An 18,232-nucleotide genomic window follows, 5' to 3' on the forward strand; every position below is an offset into this window, starting at 1 on the left:
GCTTGACAAAGCGCTTGATGCAGCCGGCCTTTTCCCTTTGTGGAGAGTCCCGCGCCGCCAAATGCAGACAACCACGATTTTTTCTAATCCTATGCGATGCGCTTCACATACGAGGTTGGCCAAGCACGCCATGAATTGCGCCATCCGAGACGCAGTTGCACCGACATTCATTAGCGCTCGTTAACTTTTGAGCGGATGGCGAATTGTGGGAATATGCAACCGTGTGCTAACGTTGGGTCACGTACGGTTTTAGAGCCGGTCGCCGGGGGTATCTGTGATCGATCTCGCACTCTGGCTTGCTCCGCTGGACGGTGAAAATCCGTCAGGCGAAGACTTGCGCAACGATCCGGCTTTTCATGAGCTGGAGCGGCTCACGGAGCCGCAGGTCAAGGTCGTCCATGACGGGCGCAACAAGCCAGCCGCGCAATCGACCATTCCGGTCGACTGGCCTGCCGTGCTCGGCAAGGCCGAGGAGTTGCGTTCGCATGGCCGCGACCTGCGCCTGCTCGTCATTGTCGCCCGGGCGCTGGCCAATGAAGAGGGATTGGCCGGACTGGCACAGGGCCTGACCCTGATTGCAAGGACCTTCGAGACGCATTGGGAGACGATGCACCCGGCGCTGCGGGCCAGCCCCCAACCACGCGAGGCCGCCCTGCGCCGCCTCAACGCGCTGGCCGACCTGCAGAACGGCCAGGAAGGCCTGCTGGCGAACCTCAGGCAGATGGTCTTCTTCGCGCCGCGTCCCATCGGGCCGATCAGTGGACGCGATCTCGAACAGGGTGCGCTCGACGATCGCGTCATGCTTCAGGAAGCGGCGTCGGGATTGAATGCCACGGAGAAGGCAGCACTGGTCAGCGCGCACGGACAGCTCCTGAACCGGGTGGGCAGCGGTTGTGCCGCCCATCAGGACCAGGCCGGTGAACAGATGACGGCGCTCATCGCCGGGGCGCACGCAGCGATCGAGGCGCTCGACGCGGTCGATGCGGCGCTGAATGCCCGCCTTGACAGCAACGGGGCCGCCGTCCCGGACCTGAAACGATTTTTGCAGCGCGTGCTGACGACGCTGGAACGCAATACGGCGGTCGAGACCACGGAAGAGGCAGCGACGAAGGGGGCGGCCAGCCCGGCTGCTCCCCCGGCAAGCCCGGCCGCGCCGGTCAGAAACGGTCATGGAGCCGAGACGATGGCAAGCTACGCGGAGACCGGTGCGGGGCTCCCGGACAGGATTTCCTCGCGCGACGATGTGGTGAAGTGCCTCGACCTTGTGGTCGCGTTCTACGACCGCACCGAGCCGTCGAGCCCGATCCCGCATCTCGCCCGCCGGGTGCGCAGGATGGTGCACATGGATTTCGTTGAACTGATGGAAGACCTCGCCCCGTCGGGGCTCAAGGAATTCCGGCTGCTCGCCGGCGTTCCCGACGCCAAGAAGACTGCCCAGAAGGATGAAAGGTAGCAACACATGCCAGCCGAAAGCAAAGCGAAGGTCATCGAGCGAAATCGCGCCCCGCGCGTGCAGATCGCCTACGATGTCGAAACCTACGGCAGCCCGACGACGATCGAACTGCCGTTCGTCATGGGCGTGATGGCCGACCTGTCGGGCGCATCGCAGACCAGGGAAGCGTCCAAGACGGTGCTCGACCGTTCCTTTGTCGAGACCGATGCCAACCGCTTCCCCAAATTCATGGAAGCGCTGGGACCCAGGGTCAAGGCGCGGGTGAAGAACACGCTGCCGCAGGCCGAGGGACAGGAGCGCGACGAAGAACTGGCGCTCGACCTGACCTTCACCAAGATGGGCGATTTCGCCCCCGACAAGATCGCCGAACAGGTCCCGCAACTGGCCGAAATCCTCAAGATGCGGCGCCAGCTCGAGGAGCTGCTCGGCTTCATGGACGGCCGCGTCGATGCCGAAAAGCGCATCGCCCAATTGCTGAACAACCAGCCGCTGCTTGGCCAGATCGCCGCCCAGGCGCTGTCCGACGACAAGGGTGAGGAATAGATCATGGCCGAACAGCAAAAGACCGCAGCATCCGTCGCCGAGGCCGAGGCCGTCGATCTCGGCGAATTCAGCCAGCTCTTGGAGAAGGACTTCAAGGTCAAGAAGGACGACAGCGAGAAGCTGCAGCAGCTGGTTCGCAACCTGGCTCTGGCGGCGCAGTCGCGCTCCGAGACGACGACGATTTCGTCCAACTCGATCAAGTCGATCAAGTCGTTGATCGCCGGCATCGACAAGATGCTGACGACCCAGGTCAACGAAATCCTGCACGCGCCGGAAGTGCGGCAGATGGAAGGCACCTGGCGCGGCCTCTGGTACCTCATCAACAACACCGAGACGGATCAGAAGCTGAAGATCCGGGTGATGAACATTTCCAAGGAGCAGCTGGCCGATACGCTCGAAGACTATGAAGGCCAGATGTGGGACCAGAGCCCGATCTTCAAGAAGGTCTACACCGACGAGTATTCGATGCTCGGCGGCGAACCGATCGGCTGCGTCATCGGCGCCTACGAGTTCTCCAACCACCCGCGCGACGTCGGCCTGTTGCGCAACATCTCCGGCATCTGCGCCTCGGCGCACACGCCATTCATCGCCGCCGCCTCGCCACGGCTGTTCCGCATGGACAGCTGGCAGGAACTGCCCAACCCGCAGGACCTGCAGCAGATCGTCTCCAACCCGGCCTACGCCTCGTGGCAATCGCTGCGCGAGAGCGAGGATGCGCGCTATATCGGGCTGACCATGCCGCGCGTGCTGGCGCGGCTGCCCTACGGCTCGGAGACAGTCCCGGTCAAGGGCTTCTCCTTCGAGGAGGAAGTGCAGGGCGACCACAACAAATATGTCTGGATGAACGCTGCCTTCCCGATGGGCGTCAACATCAACCGCAGCCACAAGCTCTATGGCTGGGGCACCCAGATCCGCGGCGTCGAAAATGGCGGCACTGTGCTTAACCTGCCGGTGCACTCCTTCCCGACCGATGACGGCTCGATCGCGATGAAATGCCCGACGGAAGTCGCCATCGACGACCGGCGCGAGGCGGAACTGGCCAAGCTCGGGCTGATGCCGATCCTGCACCGCAAGAACACCGATCTCGCGGCCTTCATCGGCGCCCATTCGCTGCAGGACGACGAGACGCGGGCGGGCCGCCTGGTCGACCCCGACGCCCAGTCCAACGAGCGGCTCTCCGCCAACCTGCCCTACCTGTTCCCGGTCTCGCGCTTCGCCCACTACCTCAAGGCGATTGCGCGCGACAAGGTCGGATCGTTCAAGGAACGCACCGACATGCAGATCTGGTTGACCGAATGGATCAACCGGTACGTGCTGGCCAACCCGGCCTTCGCCGACGACAAGGCGCGCGCCAAGCGTCCGCTTGCCGCCGCCGAGGTGCAGGTCGACAGCGTGGAGGGCCGGCCGGGCTACTACAACGCCCGCTTCTATCTGCGCCCGCACTACCAGCTGGAGGGCATCAACGCCTCGCTCAGGCTGGTGTCGGAATTGCCGTCCGTGAAGACCTGATTGCAGCAACCAAACCTTTGTTTGAAAGCGGTGGAGAACGAAAATGCCCACAATGAAGATCGACGGTTTTCTGAAAGTTCCGGATATCAAGGGGCCTAGCACACGCGACGGCCATGACGACGAGATCGAAATCCATGGCGTCGATTACAAGATGGTCGCGCCCTACGACCCCAATTCCCTCTCGCGCCGAGGCCGCGTGTCGATGGGCATGATCAAGTTCACCAAGCACTATGACAAGGCCTCACCCTATCTGGCCAAGGCCCTGTTCGAAAACAAGGCGCTGGACGAGGTCAAATTCTCCGCGCGGCGGACCATCGACGGCGAGAGCAAGGACTATCTGGTCGTTACCCTGACCGACGCCTCGATCATGGAATACGACATGTCGCAGGCCGATGATGAAGCCGACCTGATCCAGGAGGAAGTCTCCTTCGCCTACAAGAAGATCAAGTTCGTCTATGACGACAATGACGAAGCCGAAATGGATGTCTATGTCGGCAAGTGAGGGGCGAGCAAAGCGCCCTGCCGCCGACAAGGTACAGGCGGGCGGTTCACGGGCCAAGCGCGAGGCGGTACAGCCTTCGCTGTGGGACCGCCTCGTCAACGATCTGCCGGGCCTGAGCTCGGAGATAGACGGGCTCAGGCAGGCTCTGCAGGAGGAGCTTGGCGCAGAGCGCCTGGACGAGCTGCTGGCAGACGGACCGAGGCGCATCGACGCCGATGACGCATTGAACCCCGATCAGAAGCGCCGGCTGCACCGGCTGGCGTTTCAGAACCGGCACCGTGGCGAGCTTGAAAGCCGAGGCATCGTGGTGTCGCCCGATGTGCTGCGCGAGGCCGTGCGGCGCGACATCGAGGCGCTGTTCAACACCGAGCGTTTCGAATCCGCGCCGCTGCTATCCGATCTCGAGGCCGAGCAGATGACCGACAGTCCGACATCGCTGGCCGACTTTCCGGAGGTGCGCCGCAGCGTTGTCAATTATGGCGTGCCGTCCTTCTCCGGCCGGTCGTCGCGCGACTTCGATCGCGATGTTCTGGCACGCGAGATCCGCGCCGTGCTCGCCGCATTCGAGCCGCGGCTGAAGGAGAGCGCGACGAAAGTCACGGTCAACCTCGGCGACAAGACCGGCCTGAAGATCGAGATCGACGCCGTGCTGATCATGACGCCGACGCCCGAGCGCATGCGCCTGCGCACGACGATCAATCTCGACAACGGACTGGCGCGCACCGAGTTCAGGGAAGCCTGAGAGATGGACCGGGTCTTCGTAGAATATTACGAGGAGGAACTGTCCCACATACGCGGGCTGGCGGCGGAGTTCGCCGACATGCATCCGGCGGTTGCCCGCAATTTGTCGCTGGATACGGTGCCGTGTCCCGACCCCTATGTCGAGCGGCTGCTCGACGGCGTCGCCTTCCTCGCCGCGCGCACGCGCCTGAAGGTGGATGCCGAGCGCTCGCGGTTTTCGCGCAGCATCCTCGACGTGCTTTATCCCGATCTCGTCACGCCGGTGCCGGCAACCGCCATGGTGGTGCTGAAGCCCGGCCAGCAGGTGCAGACAATGCTTGCCGGCCACGTCGTCAAGCGCGGCACGCGGCTGGTCTCCAGCCTGCAGGCCGGCCTGTCGACACGCTGCACCTTCACCACCGCGCAGGACATGACGCTGTTTCCGATCGCGATCAGTTCGGTCGGCTATTTCCAGGACCGCAGCGCGCTTGCCGCCGCCGGCATCGGCCCGATCGCCGGCAAGGCCGGCGAAGCGGCACTTCGCATCACGCTGGCGCGGACCGGCAAAGGCAAGCTCGACGAACTGGCGCTCGACCGGCTCGACTTCTATTTCGCCAACCGCACCAAGGCGCCGCTAATCTTCGACGCCATCTTCGGAGTCTGCTCTGGTGTCGGCGCTCGACCGGAAGGCAAGACCAATCCATTGTCGCCGCTACCGCCGCCGGAGATGGTCGGCATTGCCGATGCCGAGGCGCTGATGCCGCGCACGCGGCCGACCTTCGAAGGCTACCGCCTGCTGCGCGAATATTTCATGATGCCCGAGCGCTTCCATTATGGGCGCGTCACCGGCTTGCTGCCGGTCGTGCGCAAATGCCAGGCCGGGCTCGAAATCATCTTCCTGTTCCGGCGTCCGGTGCCCGAACTCGCCGATCTGACGCCGGCGGATTTCGATCTCTTCGCCACCCCGATCATCAATCTCTTCGAGCGCGAGTGCAACATCGTCGAGCTCGACCAGCGCAAGACACGCCAGGTGCTGCATGCCGACCGCACGCGGGCGCGCGACTTTGAAATCTACCGCGTCATCCGCGTCGAAGACGCCGATGCCGAGGGACCCGACGCGGAGATACCGGAACTCTTCAGCCTTGGGCAAAATCGCGGCAGCGGCTGGGTCTATTCGACGGAGCGGCGGCCGCGCCGGCCGACCGAGGACGAGCGGCGCCAGGGCGTGACGCGGACCTCCTATGCCGGCGACGACGTCTTCCTGGCGGTGTCGCGCCCAGTCAACAGTCAGGCCAACCGGCCGCTCAAGCGCGTCGACGTCGTGGCACTGTGCACAAACCGCGATCTTGCCATCCTCGACGACACGCCAACGCTGACGCTGGAAGCGGGCGACCCGGTGGAATCGGTCAGGCTGCTCGGCGCGCTGCGTTCGCCGCAGCCGGCCATCCCGGCAGCGCTGCCGACCGGCGCCGACAGCGAGTCGCGCGCCGACGATCTGGCCTGGCGGCTGGTGTCGCAGCTGGCGCTGAACTTCCTCAGCCTGGCCAAGGAAGGGCGCGGCGTCGATCCGCTGCATGCGCTGCTCGATCTCTATGCCGAACGCGGCGATCCCGGGCTTGCCCGCAATGTACGCTCGATCGTGCGCATCGATTCGCGCGCGGTGATCGAAAGGCTGGCGATCGAAGGGCCGATGTGCTTCGGCCGCGGCACGGAGGTGACGCTGCATGTCGACCAGTCGGTGCTGGCTGGGCAGAGCACCTTGCTGATGTCGGGGCTGCTGTCGCGGCTGTTTGCCCGTCATGCCGGAATAAACGGGTTCGTGCGCACGCGCACGCGATTGCTCCAGAAACAGGAGGATGTGCCATGGCCGATGACGCCCGGCAATCGCTACCTGATCTAGAGCGAGCCGCAACCCTGTCCGAGAGTTTCGACTTCTTCGAACTGCTGCGCCGACTCGAGCGGCAAGGCGGCCTGTTCGGCCATTCCGGCCGGCCGGACCGCGAGCCGGCAAGGCTCGGCCAGAATGTGCGGCTGTCCTTCGCAGTGCAGGACGTGGTGGATTTCCGCGAACCGACGGACAAGTCGCCGGCGCGGGTGACGGTCAACAATCTGGGCCTGCTCGGGCCTGAAGGGCCGATGCCGCTGCATATGACGCGCTGGGTGCTCGATCGGCTGTCGCAGCGCTGGTATGCGGGCGCCGAGGCGCGGCAGACGAGCGACACGACCTTCGTCGATTTCGTCAACATCCTGCAGCACCGGATGATCGCGCTTTATTATCGCGCCTGGGCGGATGCGCATCCGGCCGTGCAGGTCGAACGCGGTGTCGGCGGCCGCGTCCGTTCCATGCTGGAAGCGATGGCCGGCATCGGGCTGCCGGGCACGCAGGACGCCGAACTCGATGCGGTAAAGCTTCGCCAGGCCGCCTCGCTCGCCAGCCAGGTCGACGGTCCCGAGCGGCTGACCCTGTTCCTGGCCGAAGCCTTCAAGGTTCCGGTGGTGCTGAAGGAATTCGTCGGCGCCTGGATGACCATTCCCAAGGCGCTGCAGAGCCGGCTGGCCGGCAGCTATGCCACACTCGGCCGCAGCGCCACCATCGGCCCGCGCAGCTTCAGCCGGCAAAGCCGGATCGAACTGCGCATCGGTGCGCTCAGCTATATCGACTACAAGGCGTTCCTGCCCGGCGGCGAGCGGCTGAAGTTGTTGAAGCAGGCGGTGCGCGACCTGATCGGCGAGACCATCGATGTCGATCTCAGGATCGTGCTTGCGGCAAAGGCAGTGCCGCCGGCAAAGCTCGGCACCGTCCAGCTTGCCCGCACCACCTGGCTGGCGCGCAACCCTGCGCGAGGCGATGCCGAAGACATGCGGCTGCGCACCATCGTCGGCTGGCGCGAAGAGGTGGCGGCATGAGCCTGCTGCTGACGCTCGAACAGGGACCCCGCGCGCAAGTCACGCGGCAGGCGCGGCTGGACGAGGGTGAGCTGGTGATCGGCCGCAGCGCCGACGCCGACTGGCAGATCAACGATCCCGACATGTTCGTCTCGCGCGCCCACTGCAAGATCACCAGCAAGCGGGGCGGCTATTTCGTCACCGACACTTCCAGCAGCGGGCTGTTCATCGACGATGCCAGCAGCCCACTCGGCGCGGGAAATACCGAGCGCCTGCAAAGCGGCATGCGGCTGCGGCTGGGCGACTATGTGGTGTGCGTCGATTTGCAGACAGCGAAGACCGAGGCGCCGGCCTTGAGGCCTTCGATGCCCAGCAAGCCGACCGCGTCGCGGGCGCCGGTCAGTCTCGGTGGCGACGATTTCTTTTCGTCCACGACCCAAGAAGAGCCGGGACGGCCACGCCCTGCCGACCTGCCCGATCCGTTCGAAAAGCCGGTGCCCGGGGCCTTCGCGCGTGCAGATGAACGCAGCTCGCAGGCGTTCGATGATCCATTCAGCCTCGACCCGGTGGCGACGCCTGCGCCCGAGACCGCCCCCGACAAGGGTGTTGGCAAGCCGCTGTTCGACGATCCCTTCGGCCTCGATTCCGCACCGCTGTCGCGAGAGCCGAGCAGATCCAGTTCCGAGAAGCCGCCGGCCTACGATGACGGGTTTGGTTTTGGCCCGGCCGAGTCCACCAGTCTCGACGCAGGCGCGACGGATGGCGGCGCGAGCGATGCGGCCTCGCCTGCTCCCTCCGCCGCGCCTTGGGAGCTGCCGGCTCGCGCGGCCGAGCCATCGCCACCGCAGCCACCGCCTCCCCCGTCTCCACCGCCACCACGCGCTCCTGTCCGCCAATCCGCGGCGCGGCCGTCAGCCGGACCGTCGGACGCGGAATTGCGCGCCGCTTTCCTGCGCGGCATGGGCATGGACGAGCCCGGCTTTCCCGGCCGCGATCCGGTTGCCGACATGGAGAAATTCGGCCGCGAGTACCGGCTGATGATGGAAGGGCTGATGCAGCTTTTGCGCAAGCGCGCCGAAGAGAAGGGCAACGCTCGCGTCGCTCAAACGGTGGTTGGCGCATCCGAAGTCAACCCGCTCAAATTCCTGCCCTCGGTCGACGATGCGCTGGTAACCATCCTGGCCGAGCGCAGCCCCGGTTTCCTCGGCGCCGAGGCGGCGATCAAGGACGCGGTGCGCGATCTGGCGCAGCATCACGTTCGCGCCTGGCGCGGCGTGCAGGGCGCGCTCAAGCGCATGATCGACCGCTTCGATCCGGCGGCGATCGAGCAGGAACTGAAGTCGAGTTCGGCGATCGGCAATCTGCTGACCGGCGGGCGCGGCGCCAAGCTCTGGGAATTGTACCAGAAACGCCACCGTGAAATCGCTCACAGCGCCGAGACGCGTTTTCTGGGCGAGATCGGCGCTGATTTTCGTGATGCATATGAGGAGGACTGAGACATGATCGACAGACGCCAATTTATCCTTGCCATCGGGGCGACGGGACTGCTGACGGCTTGTCAGAGCGGCCCGCCTAAACCCTCCGTCATAACGGTCAATTTGGCCGGTGGGGCCGGCATGAACCCGGGACCGGGCGGCGGGGACAGGCCGGTAACGGTAATGGTCTTACGGCTGAAGAGCACCGGCGCCTTCAATTCGGCCGATTATTTTGCCCTGCAGGGCGGTGCCGGCGCGGCACTTGGCGGCGATCTCATCGGCTCCGACACGGTTTCCGTCGGACCCGGCAAGACCGCATCGAAGACCATCACGGTCGAGCCAGAAGTGGCAGCACTCGGCTTCGTCGCGCTGATCAGGGAACCCGGCGGACGCAACTGGCGCACGACCAAATCGGTTTCGCCGGGATCGAAGTTCACGGTCAATGTGAAGCTCGGCAGCGGCGGGATTTCCGCCTAAAGCGCGTCGCGTTTGAACGGATTCAGGCGACGCGCTTTAGATCTTTATTTTTATGCATGTCGTTCTCTCAAAACCGTGACCACTTTTGAGCGACATGCATTGGCGGCAAAAGTCCGCAAGCCGCGCAACATGATGAGCAGGAAGCAGAGAGTGCCGGCATGAGCGATGCAAACAGGGTGCTGTGGTCGGAGGGACTGTTCCTCCGCACCCAGCATTTCCAGCAACAGGACCGCTTCTTCGAAGCGACGGTGCGCGGCGCCTTGCAGGCCGGGCATCTGCATACGTTCGGCTTTCGAACGCTGATGCTCGATCAGGCACAGCTCGATGCCGGCCAGATCTCGGTGCTCTCGGCACGCGGCATCTTTCCAGACGGGACGCCGTTCGCGATCCCCGAGACGATGGATGCGCCGCGGCCGCTGGCGGTGACGCCGGAGATGGGCGCTGGACCGGTGCTGATAGCGCTGCCGCTCGAACCGCCAGGCGGCGTCGGCTTCGACCCCGCTCACGCCGAGCCGTCCGGCGCGCGCTATCGCGGCCGGATCGTGTCGGTGCGCGACGCCGTGCATGGCGGCTCCGATCCAGAGGAAATCGAGATCGCACGGCCGCAGGCGCTGTTGCTGGCGCCGGGCACCGCCGTCGGCGGCTACACCGCGCTGCCGGTGGCCGAACTCAAGGGCGTGCGCGCCGATGGCGGCGTGGCCCTGGACGACACCTTCCTGCCGCCGACCTTGGTCATCGGCGCGGCGTCCTGGTACAGCCGGCTGCTGCAGGAAGTGGTCACCGGCCTCGACCAGATCGCCGAGGCGCATGGCAAGATGGTGCTGGGCGGCCCCGGGCGCAGCGTCGAGGATCTTCTGATCCTCAATTTGGTCAACGCCGCGCGGCCGCGGCTGGCGCACATGCTTGTGCAGGATGTCTTCCATCCAGCCGAGGTCTATATGGAGCTGGCTGGCTTAGCCGGCTCGATGGCGACCTATGGCTCGAGCGCAAGGCGGCTCGGCGAACTGCCTGTCTACGACCACATGGCGCCCGGACCCGCCTATTCGGCGCTGGCCGATGCGCTGCGTTCGCTGATCCTCAGCCTGCGCTACATCGAGCCGAAATCGCGCGCCCTGCCGGTCATGCGCCATGCCACCAATGTGTGGAAGATCCGCATCGACAACCCGAAACTTCTGGTGGCGAGCCGCATCGTGGTGCGGATCGGCTCCGAACTCTCGGAGGATGCCTTGCGCAAGATTTTCGTCAACCAGGCGACCGTCGGCTCGGCCAGCGAATTCGAAGGGCTGTGGAAATCACGCCTGCCCGGCATTCCGCTGAAGCCCCTGCATTCGCAGCCGCGCGAAATTCCCTATGACGGCGACCGGCTGTGCCTCGAACTGGACCAGAAAAGCGAGCACTGGGCCTCGCTGCTCGAAGCGCCCGGGTTTGTGATCGGCGTTTCGGGCGTGCTGCCCAGCGAACCGCAGGTCGACTGCTACTCGGTCAACAGGTGAGATGATGAGCAGGGACGATCCATTCGGACTGTCCGAGGATCGGGAGCGGACGCGCATTCGGCTGAGCGGAGCGCCAACGCCGCGCGCCATGCCGCTGCCGGCGTCAGGGGTGACCGCGAAACGCTCCGCGCGCGCGCATCCGAACGTGCTCGTCAACGCGTTCTCGCCGCTGCTGGAATTTGCACCCGAACTCGAAAACGCGCAGCCGCCTGAGAACCCGGAAGCCCTGCGCACCAGGCTGCTCGACGAACTCGTGCGCTGCCGCGACGCCACCATGGCACAGGGATCGTCACTTGAGCGCGCCGACCAGGCCGCGTGGCTGGTGGCCGCGTTGCTCGATGATCTGGCGCTGAACACGCCGTGGGGCGGCGCCAGCGCATGGCCACGCCAGCCGCTGGTGGTGATGCTGCGCGGCGACGTCGATGCCGGCGCGCAGTTCTTCGCCCGTCTTGAAGAGCTGGAGCGCCATCCCAATCGCGACCGCGAAATGCTGGAGTTGCAATATCATTGCATGGCGCTCGGCTTCCGCGGCAAATATCGCGTGCCGGGCCGCTCCGGCGACCGTTCGCTCAATGCCGTGCGTGTGGCCGCGGCGCGCTTCCTGCGCGACAGCGACGCCGAAGGCGCACAGCTTTCGCCCAACTGGAAGGGCGTGATCGCCTCCGACGAGCCGCAGCGCTTCATCGTGCCGATCTGGGTGATGGTTGCGGCAGCGGCGGTGATCGCCACCGCCATTCATATCGGGCTGTCGATGAGCCTGAGCAGCCAGGCGGTCGAGCTTTCGGCGCTGGTTCGCGCCTTGCCGCCGCCGACGCGTACGGATGTCACCCGCGCTTCGCCGAAGGTCGACGCGCCGCCGCCGGTGGCGGTGGATTTCGCGCTGCTGCCGGAATTCCAGGCGGCAGCACCCGACGAGATCAAGAGAGCGCTGAGCGGCACGGAGAGCGTGTCGCTGGCGCGGCTGGTCATCCAGGCCTCCAATCCCGAACTCTTCCAGTCGTCGCGCGCGCAGCTGACAGACGGCTTCGATCCGCTCATCGCCTCGGTCGCCAAGGTGATCCTCGAGAACCAGGAGCTGATCGGCGATATCACCGTGGTCGGCCACACCGACGGCGTTCCGTTGCAGAAGACCAACCCACTGTCCACCAACCAGCGGCTGTCGGAAGCCCGCGCCGCGGAAATTGCCGATATCCTGATTCAGAACGGCGTGCCGAAGGAGCGCGTGCGCTCCGAAGGCCGGGCCGCCACCGATCCGGTGGCCGACGACGGCACACGCGAAGGCCGGGCCTTGAACCGCCGCGTCGAAGTGCTGGTCGAAAAGAGGCTGTGACATGTTCATCCTGCGCTTCCTCTGGGCGGTCCTGACTTCGCGTTTCCTGTGGACGCTGATCGGCCTGGCGCTGCTGTCGCTGATCATCTGGGTATTCGGCCCGATCGTACGGGTCGGCGACTATGTGCCGATGGCGTCGGAGACGGTGCGCATCGTCATCATCGCTCTTCTGGTGATCTTCTGGCTGATCTGGCTGATCGTCGCGCAGCGCCGCGCGATCCGCGCCAACCGCATGTTCGTCGCCGAGATTTCCGCCCCGGTCGAGGAAAAGCGGCTCAGCCCGGGCGAGGAAAACGTCGCCGCGGTCGGCGCCAAGTTCCAGGACGTCATGGTCGAGTTGAAGCGCCGCAAGCTCGGCGGCCGCAAGTTCCTGCGCGAGATGCCGTGGTATGTGATCGTCGGCCCCCCGGCGACCGGCAAGACGACGGCATTGCGCCAATCCGGCCTCAACTTTCCGATCGACCTCACCGACGATCTGCAGGGCATCGGCGGTACCCGCAACTGCGACTGGTTCTTCTCCGAAAACGCAGTGATGATCGACACCGCCGGGCGCTATGTCCAGCAGGAAAGCCAGCCCGATGTCGACGCCGTGGAATGGCTGGGCTTCCTCGACCTGTTGAAGAAGCACCGTGGCCGCCGTGCGCTGAACGGCGTCATCGTTGCGCTTGGGATCGACGCGCTGTCCGAGGGCGACGAAGCCGTCAAGGCGCATGGCCGCAAGATCCGCAGGCGCCTGGCCGAACTCGAGGAGCGGCTGGAGATCCGCCTGCCGGTCTATCTGATGCTGACCAAGGCCGACCTGATCAGAGGCTTCGAGGCCTTCTTCGGCGGCCTGTCGACGGCGGCGCGCGAACAGGTGTGGGGGACGACCTTCCCACTCGACGCGCGCGTCGACGCCAAGACGATCGCGGGCGAAATCACGACGCTGTCGAGGGAGCTGGAAAAGCGGCTGGTGCCGCGGCTGGAGGACGAGGACAAGCTGGCCGAACGGGCCGAGATCTTCCGCTTTCCCGCACAGCTGCAAAGCCTGTCCGAGCCGATCCAGGTGCTGGTCGAGGCGATGTTCGGCGAGAGCCGCTACGAGGAGGCAGCCTGGCTGCGCGGCCTCTATCTGACCTCGGCCACCCAGGAAGGCGCGCCGATCGACCGGCTGACCGCGGCGCTGGCCTCCTCCTTCGGCCTGCCGGCACGACGCTCGATGCCGGCGCAGCGTTTCGAGAAGCGCAGCTTCTTCCTCAAGAACCTTCTGACCGAGGTGATCTTCAAGGAGGCCGGGCTCGGCACCTTCGATCCGCTGGCGCAGCGCCGCCGCAGCTGGATCTGGCGCGGTGCCGCTGCTGCCAGCGCGGCTGCGGCCATACTCGCCGGCGGCCTGTTCACCTGGTCCTACTACGACAATCGCAACGCCATCGCCGCGCAAGCCGGCCAGTTCGAAGCGCTGCAGGCGCCGCTGACGTCGACCGCGGCGACGCCCGCCTCGGTGCTGCAGCCGGCGATGGACGTTGCCCTGACCGCCATGGACGAAGTCGTCAATGCCAGGACTGCGCCTCCGAACAAGGCGCAGGACCTGCTCGGACCATCGGCTTCGGCCGAGATGATGCGGGCGCAGACCGACACCTATGACCACGCTCTGCGCAACGTGCTGGAGCCGCGCATGGTGGCGCTGCTCGAAGCGACCATGTGGCGGCAGATCCGCGATCCGGACTTCATGCTGGGGGCGCTCAAGACCTACCGCATGATGACCGGCCTGTCTCAGATGGACTCCGACTTCGTCGAGAATTGGTGGGTGAACGACCTGCCCGAATTCGCGCCGGCCGCGCCCTTCCCGACCGCCGATGCGGAAGAACATCAGTTGGCCGCGATCCGGCGCATGGCGGTCGACGACAGCTACATCGCGCCCGACCAGGCGCTGGTCGCCGAAGCGCTGAAAACGGTCTGCACGATCTCGCTGCCGGCGCGGGCCTACAAGCAATTGCTGGCCGATCCGGCGGTGGCCGGATTGAAGGAATGGATCCCCGCCAATTTCGCCGGGCCGAACGGCGCCAAGGTGTTTTCGCGACGCTCCGACAAGACGCTGCGCGTCGGCATATCAGGCGCCTTCACCTATGACGGCTTCCACGACGCGATCCTCGACCGGGTCGAGGATGTCGCCGCCCAGGCGGCACTCGACCGCGCCGTGTTTGCCGGCGGCTGCTCGGAAAATTCCGAGACCTCGGTGTCGGCGCTGTCGGAAGATATCCTGAAGCTCTACTATGACGATTACATCGCGCAGTGGGACAGTTTTTTGCGCGACATGCGGCTGGCGCCGCTCAGCGACCTCAACATTGCCAGCGAGAATCTGAAAGACCTTTCCAGTGCCGATTCCGCGTTGAAGCGGCTGTTGACGGCGGTGGTCCAGGAGGTCGACCTCACCCGCTCGGACGACGCGCCGGCCGGTGACGACAAGGCGGCGGCGAAGGGCGGCTCGAAACTGCTGGGCAAGCTCGGCAAACTGGGCAAGATCGTCAAGACCGGCGCCAAGCTGTTGCCGCGCGCAGGATCGGCCAGCGAAGTCGACCTGACCGGCACGTTGGTGGCCGAACACTTCAAGCCGCTCAAGAGCACGATTGCCGAGGTCGACGGCCAGCCGCCGGCGCTCGATGCCGCGGTCGTCGCGCTGACGGCGCTGTCCAACGTGCTGCAGACGGTGACCGCCAATCCCGACCCGCAGGACGCGATCAAGAAACAGGGCGGGCTTGCCGAACTGACCGGCGCCGTCGCCCGCCAGGCGCAAATCCTGCCCGACCCGGTCAACACCTGGCTGAGCGGCATTGCCGGCGACACCAGCGGGTTGACGCAGAAGGCCGTGGCCTCCGAGCTCAACGCCATCTGGCGCGCCGATATCCTGCCCTTCTGCCAGGCCGCGCTCAACGACCGCTATCCGTTCAGCCCAGACAGCGCCGTCGACGTCAATGTGCGCGACTTCGCCCGCCTGTTCGGACCGGCAGGGATGATCGACGGCTTCATCAACGACCATCTGATCGGCTATGTCGACACCTCGGCGCAGCCTTGGAAATGGCGTGCCGATTTCGGCCTCGACCCATCGGCGCTCGCCGCCTTCGAGCAGGCGCGGCGCATCCGCGACGATCTCTTTCCCGGCGGTCAGGGCCCGGTGATGGCCTTCACGCTCGAGCCGACCGACCTGTCGCCCAACGTGACCCGCGTCACGCTCAACCTCGATGGCCAGAACCTGGTCTATTTCAACAATGCGACGCGGCCGCAGCCGATGACCTGGCCAGGCAAGGATGGCACCGGCGTCATCTCGCTCGCCTTCCAGCCGATCGACGGCTCGCCCGAAATCATGCTCAACGAGACCGGCAGCTGGGCATGGCTGAGGATGCTTCGCGGCGGCCGCTTCACCGGGACGTCGCTGTCCGATGTCTACAGCCTGCGGCTGGGGACGAAAGGCATGTACGCCGATTTCAAGCTCAAGGCGGCGAGCGTCGAAAATCCCTACAACCTCCAGATGTTCAAGAAATTCTCATGTCCGCCGCAGATCTGAACATCGGCTTCTTCGGCAAGATTCCGGCCACCGGAGATTTCGTTGCCGTAAACCTGCCGCGGACCTTCATCGACCGCTGGGACCGCTGGATGTCGATGGAGTTGCGCGAGAGGCCAGACGGCGGTGAACTCGACCCGCGTGTGTGGCGCTTTAGGGTGCCGGCTGGCATATTTTGCGACCAGCCTTGCTCGGGCGCGTGGCGGATGAGCGAGGATCGTGTCGGGCGGAGATATCCATTCGTGGTCGCCGCCATCGGACTCTCGCCCCGCATGGATGACGGATGGTTCGATGCGGTTTCCGGGATCGCGGGCGACGCGGTGTCGCACTACTGGACGAGCGCCATGGTCACCGAGCGTCTCCACGCGGTTCCGTTGCCGTCAACCAACAGCACGGAGCCCGGAATAGTCTTCTGGTGCGACGGCTGGAGCGTCCACGAATGCCATTTCAAAGATATTCATGATCTGGCCGACAACGGCCTGCCTATCATGCGCACGGCGCCTCTGCCGGCAGAGGAAAGCTGAACATGGCCATTACCGTCTTTGCTGAGAACATGGGTTTCTTCCATAAGGGCAGCAATGGCAAGGGAATCGCGCCGGGCGATGTCTGTCTGTCGCCGCCGTCACCGCCGGCAGGCCCGGTGCCGGTGCCCTATGTCAATATGCTGTCCTCCTCCGACCTGTCGAATGGCACCAAAAGCGTCAAGATCGACGGCGAACCCACGGCGATCGAGAATTCTTCAGAGATATCGACCAGCACCGGCAACGAGCCGGCAACCCAAGGTCTTGGTGCAGGCGTCATCACCCACAAGATCAAGGGCAAGGGTGTCTTCAAACTGTGGTCGTTTACGGTCAAGGCCGAAGGCAAGGGGGTCGACCGCCATGGCGACATGATGGCGCAGAACACGGCCAGCGATCTGCCCAACTGCATCGATCAGACGGCGATCAATACCTTCAAGGCGTTGTTGAGACGCAAAGGTATCCCGCCAGGCCCCTGTCCCAGCAAGCCTTACGATGCAACGGTCCACCGGCCAGACAAGGATCCTTCCCCAGAGCAGAAGAAGGCAGTCCGCAATAAACCATGTTGGGAATGCGCGCGAGACGACAAACGGGTGAAGCGTGCGCACTGGCGCACTGTAAGGCCAAGCGGCGGAACGCTTACGCGATACGAGGATCCTGTCCATGGAAAGGATATGGCGCGCGGCCCAGGTCATATGACCCACGACCACCAGCCACCGCTGTGCGTGGCCTGGGCGCTTGGAGGATGCAATATGAAACTTGCGGATTTCAAGAAGTATTTCGAACGGGCAAGTCGGGTGAAACCTCACTGTGAAGCGCATTATCGCAGTCAGGGAAGTCAGGCTGAAGCTTATGCCGCCAAGCTGTGAGACAGATGAGCCATGATCGAGATTGCCAAGAGCTATGACGACATCCAGCAGCGCTACATAGCGGAACTGCGCGCGCTCCTCCCTGAGATCAAAGCCTGGTGGAACGGCATCGTCGCGGCAGAAACCTTTGATGCCATCTCCCTAATCTGGCCGACTGGAATCTCCGGACACCCGCGCTTTCTCAATGTCTTTAGAATGTCCTATTTCGAGGTGGAGAACCTAAACCGAAAGAACGAGCACGAGTTCGTGGAAGAGGCCGAGAAGTCACCTGAGGAGAAATGGGGTGTCGACGACCTTGGCGACAGCCCGCGCTATGTTGGCCACATAGACCTGCTAATCGACGATATCCCCAGCAAAGCGCCTGATCTGACCGAGGTGGTCAACGGCTTCATTTTCGTGCCGATAGGGCTCGACCAGGACGAAGAGATCACCTGATGGCGCTGATCACTTACTTTGAAACTGATCGCGGCATTCGTCGCCTGCTACGCCAGCCCGGCTACGTCGAGCCTCGGGATGCGAAAATCGCGGCGCGTAAGCTCGCCCAAAGTTCCGATCGGCACCAGGATCTTTTCGACGGTTACCTGGACGATATCCAAATGGCATACGAGATGGCGGCGCCTTGGTGGGCCGACACGGTCAAGGCGCAACAACAGCAGGGGTTGGGCCGCGACGAGGCTATCCGCAAGGCGTTCAACAAGCGCGCAGCCGGTGCAGCCGGGCATGGGAATGTGGTCTGGATTGTACGCAACTACTGGCTCGATTGCTGCGATCTCAACAAGAGTTCTGGAGAGATCGTCTACCCTGAAACCCTGCTTCTGCAATGGCTGATCGACGCCAAGAAGAAGGAACTGGTACGGCTGATCGCCTGTATGCCGTACTGGCCGGTCGGCATGGATGAGAACAGAGCCTGGTGCTGAGC

The 18,232-nt window shown here is 64.6% G+C and carries 16 protein-coding genes; all 16 read left to right on the top strand.

Annotated features, from left to right (window positions below):
- The first annotated feature begins 274 nt into the window (after nucleotides 1–274).
- The 16 genes from tssA to NKI10_RS11230 all read left to right on the top strand — a co-directional run bounded on the left by tssA (nucleotide 275) and on the right by NKI10_RS11230 (nucleotide 18,230).
- Nucleotides 275–1,453: a type VI secretion system protein TssA gene (tssA, locus tag NKI10_RS11155; protein ID WP_023687034.1), complete on the top strand. Its 1,179-nt coding sequence runs from the start codon at nucleotides 275–277 to the stop codon at nucleotides 1,451–1,453.
- A gap of 6 nt (nucleotides 1,454–1,459) precedes the next feature.
- A complete protein-coding gene (gene tssB, locus NKI10_RS11160) occupies nucleotides 1,460–1,996 on the top strand; it encodes a type VI secretion system contractile sheath small subunit (protein ID WP_023673718.1) in 537 nt (178 codons plus the stop codon).
- 3 nt (nucleotides 1,997–1,999) lie between these two features.
- Entirely contained in the window at nucleotides 2,000–3,505 is a 1,506-nt protein-coding gene (gene tssC / locus NKI10_RS11165) for a type VI secretion system contractile sheath large subunit (RefSeq protein WP_023682611.1), read from the top strand.
- A gap of 52 nt (nucleotides 3,506–3,557) precedes the next feature.
- On the top strand, nucleotides 3,558–4,007 hold the full coding sequence (locus tag NKI10_RS11170) for an Hcp family type VI secretion system effector (RefSeq protein WP_023673716.1): 450 nt from the start codon (nucleotides 3,558–3,560) through the stop codon (nucleotides 4,005–4,007).
- On the top strand, nucleotides 3,994–4,749 hold the full coding sequence (tssE, locus tag NKI10_RS11175) for a type VI secretion system baseplate subunit TssE (protein WP_023673715.1): 756 nt from the start codon (nucleotides 3,994–3,996) through the stop codon (nucleotides 4,747–4,749). The genes NKI10_RS11170 and tssE overlap by 14 nt, the downstream gene beginning before the upstream one ends.
- A gap of 3 nt (nucleotides 4,750–4,752) precedes the next feature.
- Nucleotides 4,753–6,627, top strand: a complete 1,875-nt coding sequence (gene tssF, locus NKI10_RS11180; RefSeq protein WP_352655720.1) for a type VI secretion system baseplate subunit TssF — start codon at nucleotides 4,753–4,755, stop codon at nucleotides 6,625–6,627.
- Nucleotides 6,591–7,634: a type VI secretion system baseplate subunit TssG gene (gene tssG / locus NKI10_RS11185; RefSeq protein WP_352859913.1), complete on the top strand. Its 1,044-nt coding sequence runs from the start codon at nucleotides 6,591–6,593 to the stop codon at nucleotides 7,632–7,634. Before tssF ends, tssG begins: the two co-directional genes overlap by 37 nt.
- Nucleotides 7,631–9,109 (top strand): type VI secretion system-associated FHA domain protein TagH, encoded by a 1,479-nt coding sequence (gene tagH, locus NKI10_RS11190; RefSeq protein ID WP_352859915.1) that lies wholly within the window; start codon nucleotides 7,631–7,633, stop codon nucleotides 9,107–9,109. The genes tssG and tagH overlap by 4 nt, the downstream gene beginning before the upstream one ends.
- Before the next feature lie 3 nt (nucleotides 9,110–9,112).
- On the top strand, nucleotides 9,113–9,565 hold the full coding sequence (tssJ, locus tag NKI10_RS11195; protein ID WP_023751847.1) for a type VI secretion system lipoprotein TssJ: 453 nt from the start codon (nucleotides 9,113–9,115) through the stop codon (nucleotides 9,563–9,565).
- A 158-nt stretch (nucleotides 9,566–9,723) separates the two neighbouring features.
- Nucleotides 9,724–11,058, top strand: a complete 1,335-nt coding sequence (tssK, locus tag NKI10_RS11200; protein ID WP_023751846.1) for a type VI secretion system baseplate subunit TssK — start codon at nucleotides 9,724–9,726, stop codon at nucleotides 11,056–11,058.
- A 4-nt stretch (nucleotides 11,059–11,062) separates the two neighbouring features.
- A complete protein-coding gene (icmH, locus tag NKI10_RS11205; RefSeq protein ID WP_352859918.1) occupies nucleotides 11,063–12,388 on the top strand; it encodes a type IVB secretion system protein IcmH/DotU in 1,326 nt (441 codons plus the stop codon).
- A gap of 1 nt (nucleotide 12,389) precedes the next feature.
- A complete protein-coding gene (tssM, locus tag NKI10_RS11210; protein ID WP_352859920.1) occupies nucleotides 12,390–15,929 on the top strand; it encodes a type VI secretion system membrane subunit TssM in 3,540 nt (1,179 codons plus the stop codon).
- Nucleotides 15,911–16,450, top strand: coding sequence for a type VI secretion system-associated protein TagF (gene tagF / locus NKI10_RS11215; protein WP_352859922.1), 540 nt, complete (start codon nucleotides 15,911–15,913; stop codon nucleotides 16,448–16,450). The genes tssM and tagF overlap by 19 nt, the downstream gene beginning before the upstream one ends.
- 2 nt (nucleotides 16,451–16,452) lie before the next feature.
- Complete coding sequence (locus NKI10_RS11220; RefSeq protein WP_023687025.1) at nucleotides 16,453–17,313, top strand: DUF4150 domain-containing protein; 861 nt, start codon at nucleotides 16,453–16,455, stop codon at nucleotides 17,311–17,313.
- Between the two features lie 12 nt (nucleotides 17,314–17,325).
- On the top strand, nucleotides 17,326–17,748 hold the full coding sequence (locus tag NKI10_RS11225; RefSeq protein ID WP_023687024.1) for a hypothetical protein: 423 nt from the start codon (nucleotides 17,326–17,328) through the stop codon (nucleotides 17,746–17,748).
- A complete protein-coding gene (locus tag NKI10_RS11230) occupies nucleotides 17,748–18,230 on the top strand; it encodes a hypothetical protein (protein ID WP_023687023.1) in 483 nt (160 codons plus the stop codon). Before NKI10_RS11225 ends, NKI10_RS11230 begins: the two co-directional genes overlap by 1 nt.
- The last annotated feature ends 2 nt before the right edge of the window (nucleotides 18,231–18,232 follow it).

This window comes from Mesorhizobium sp. M0802, assembly GCF_040320115.1.
In the GTDB taxonomy this organism is placed as follows: domain Bacteria; phylum Pseudomonadota; class Alphaproteobacteria; order Rhizobiales; family Rhizobiaceae; genus Mesorhizobium.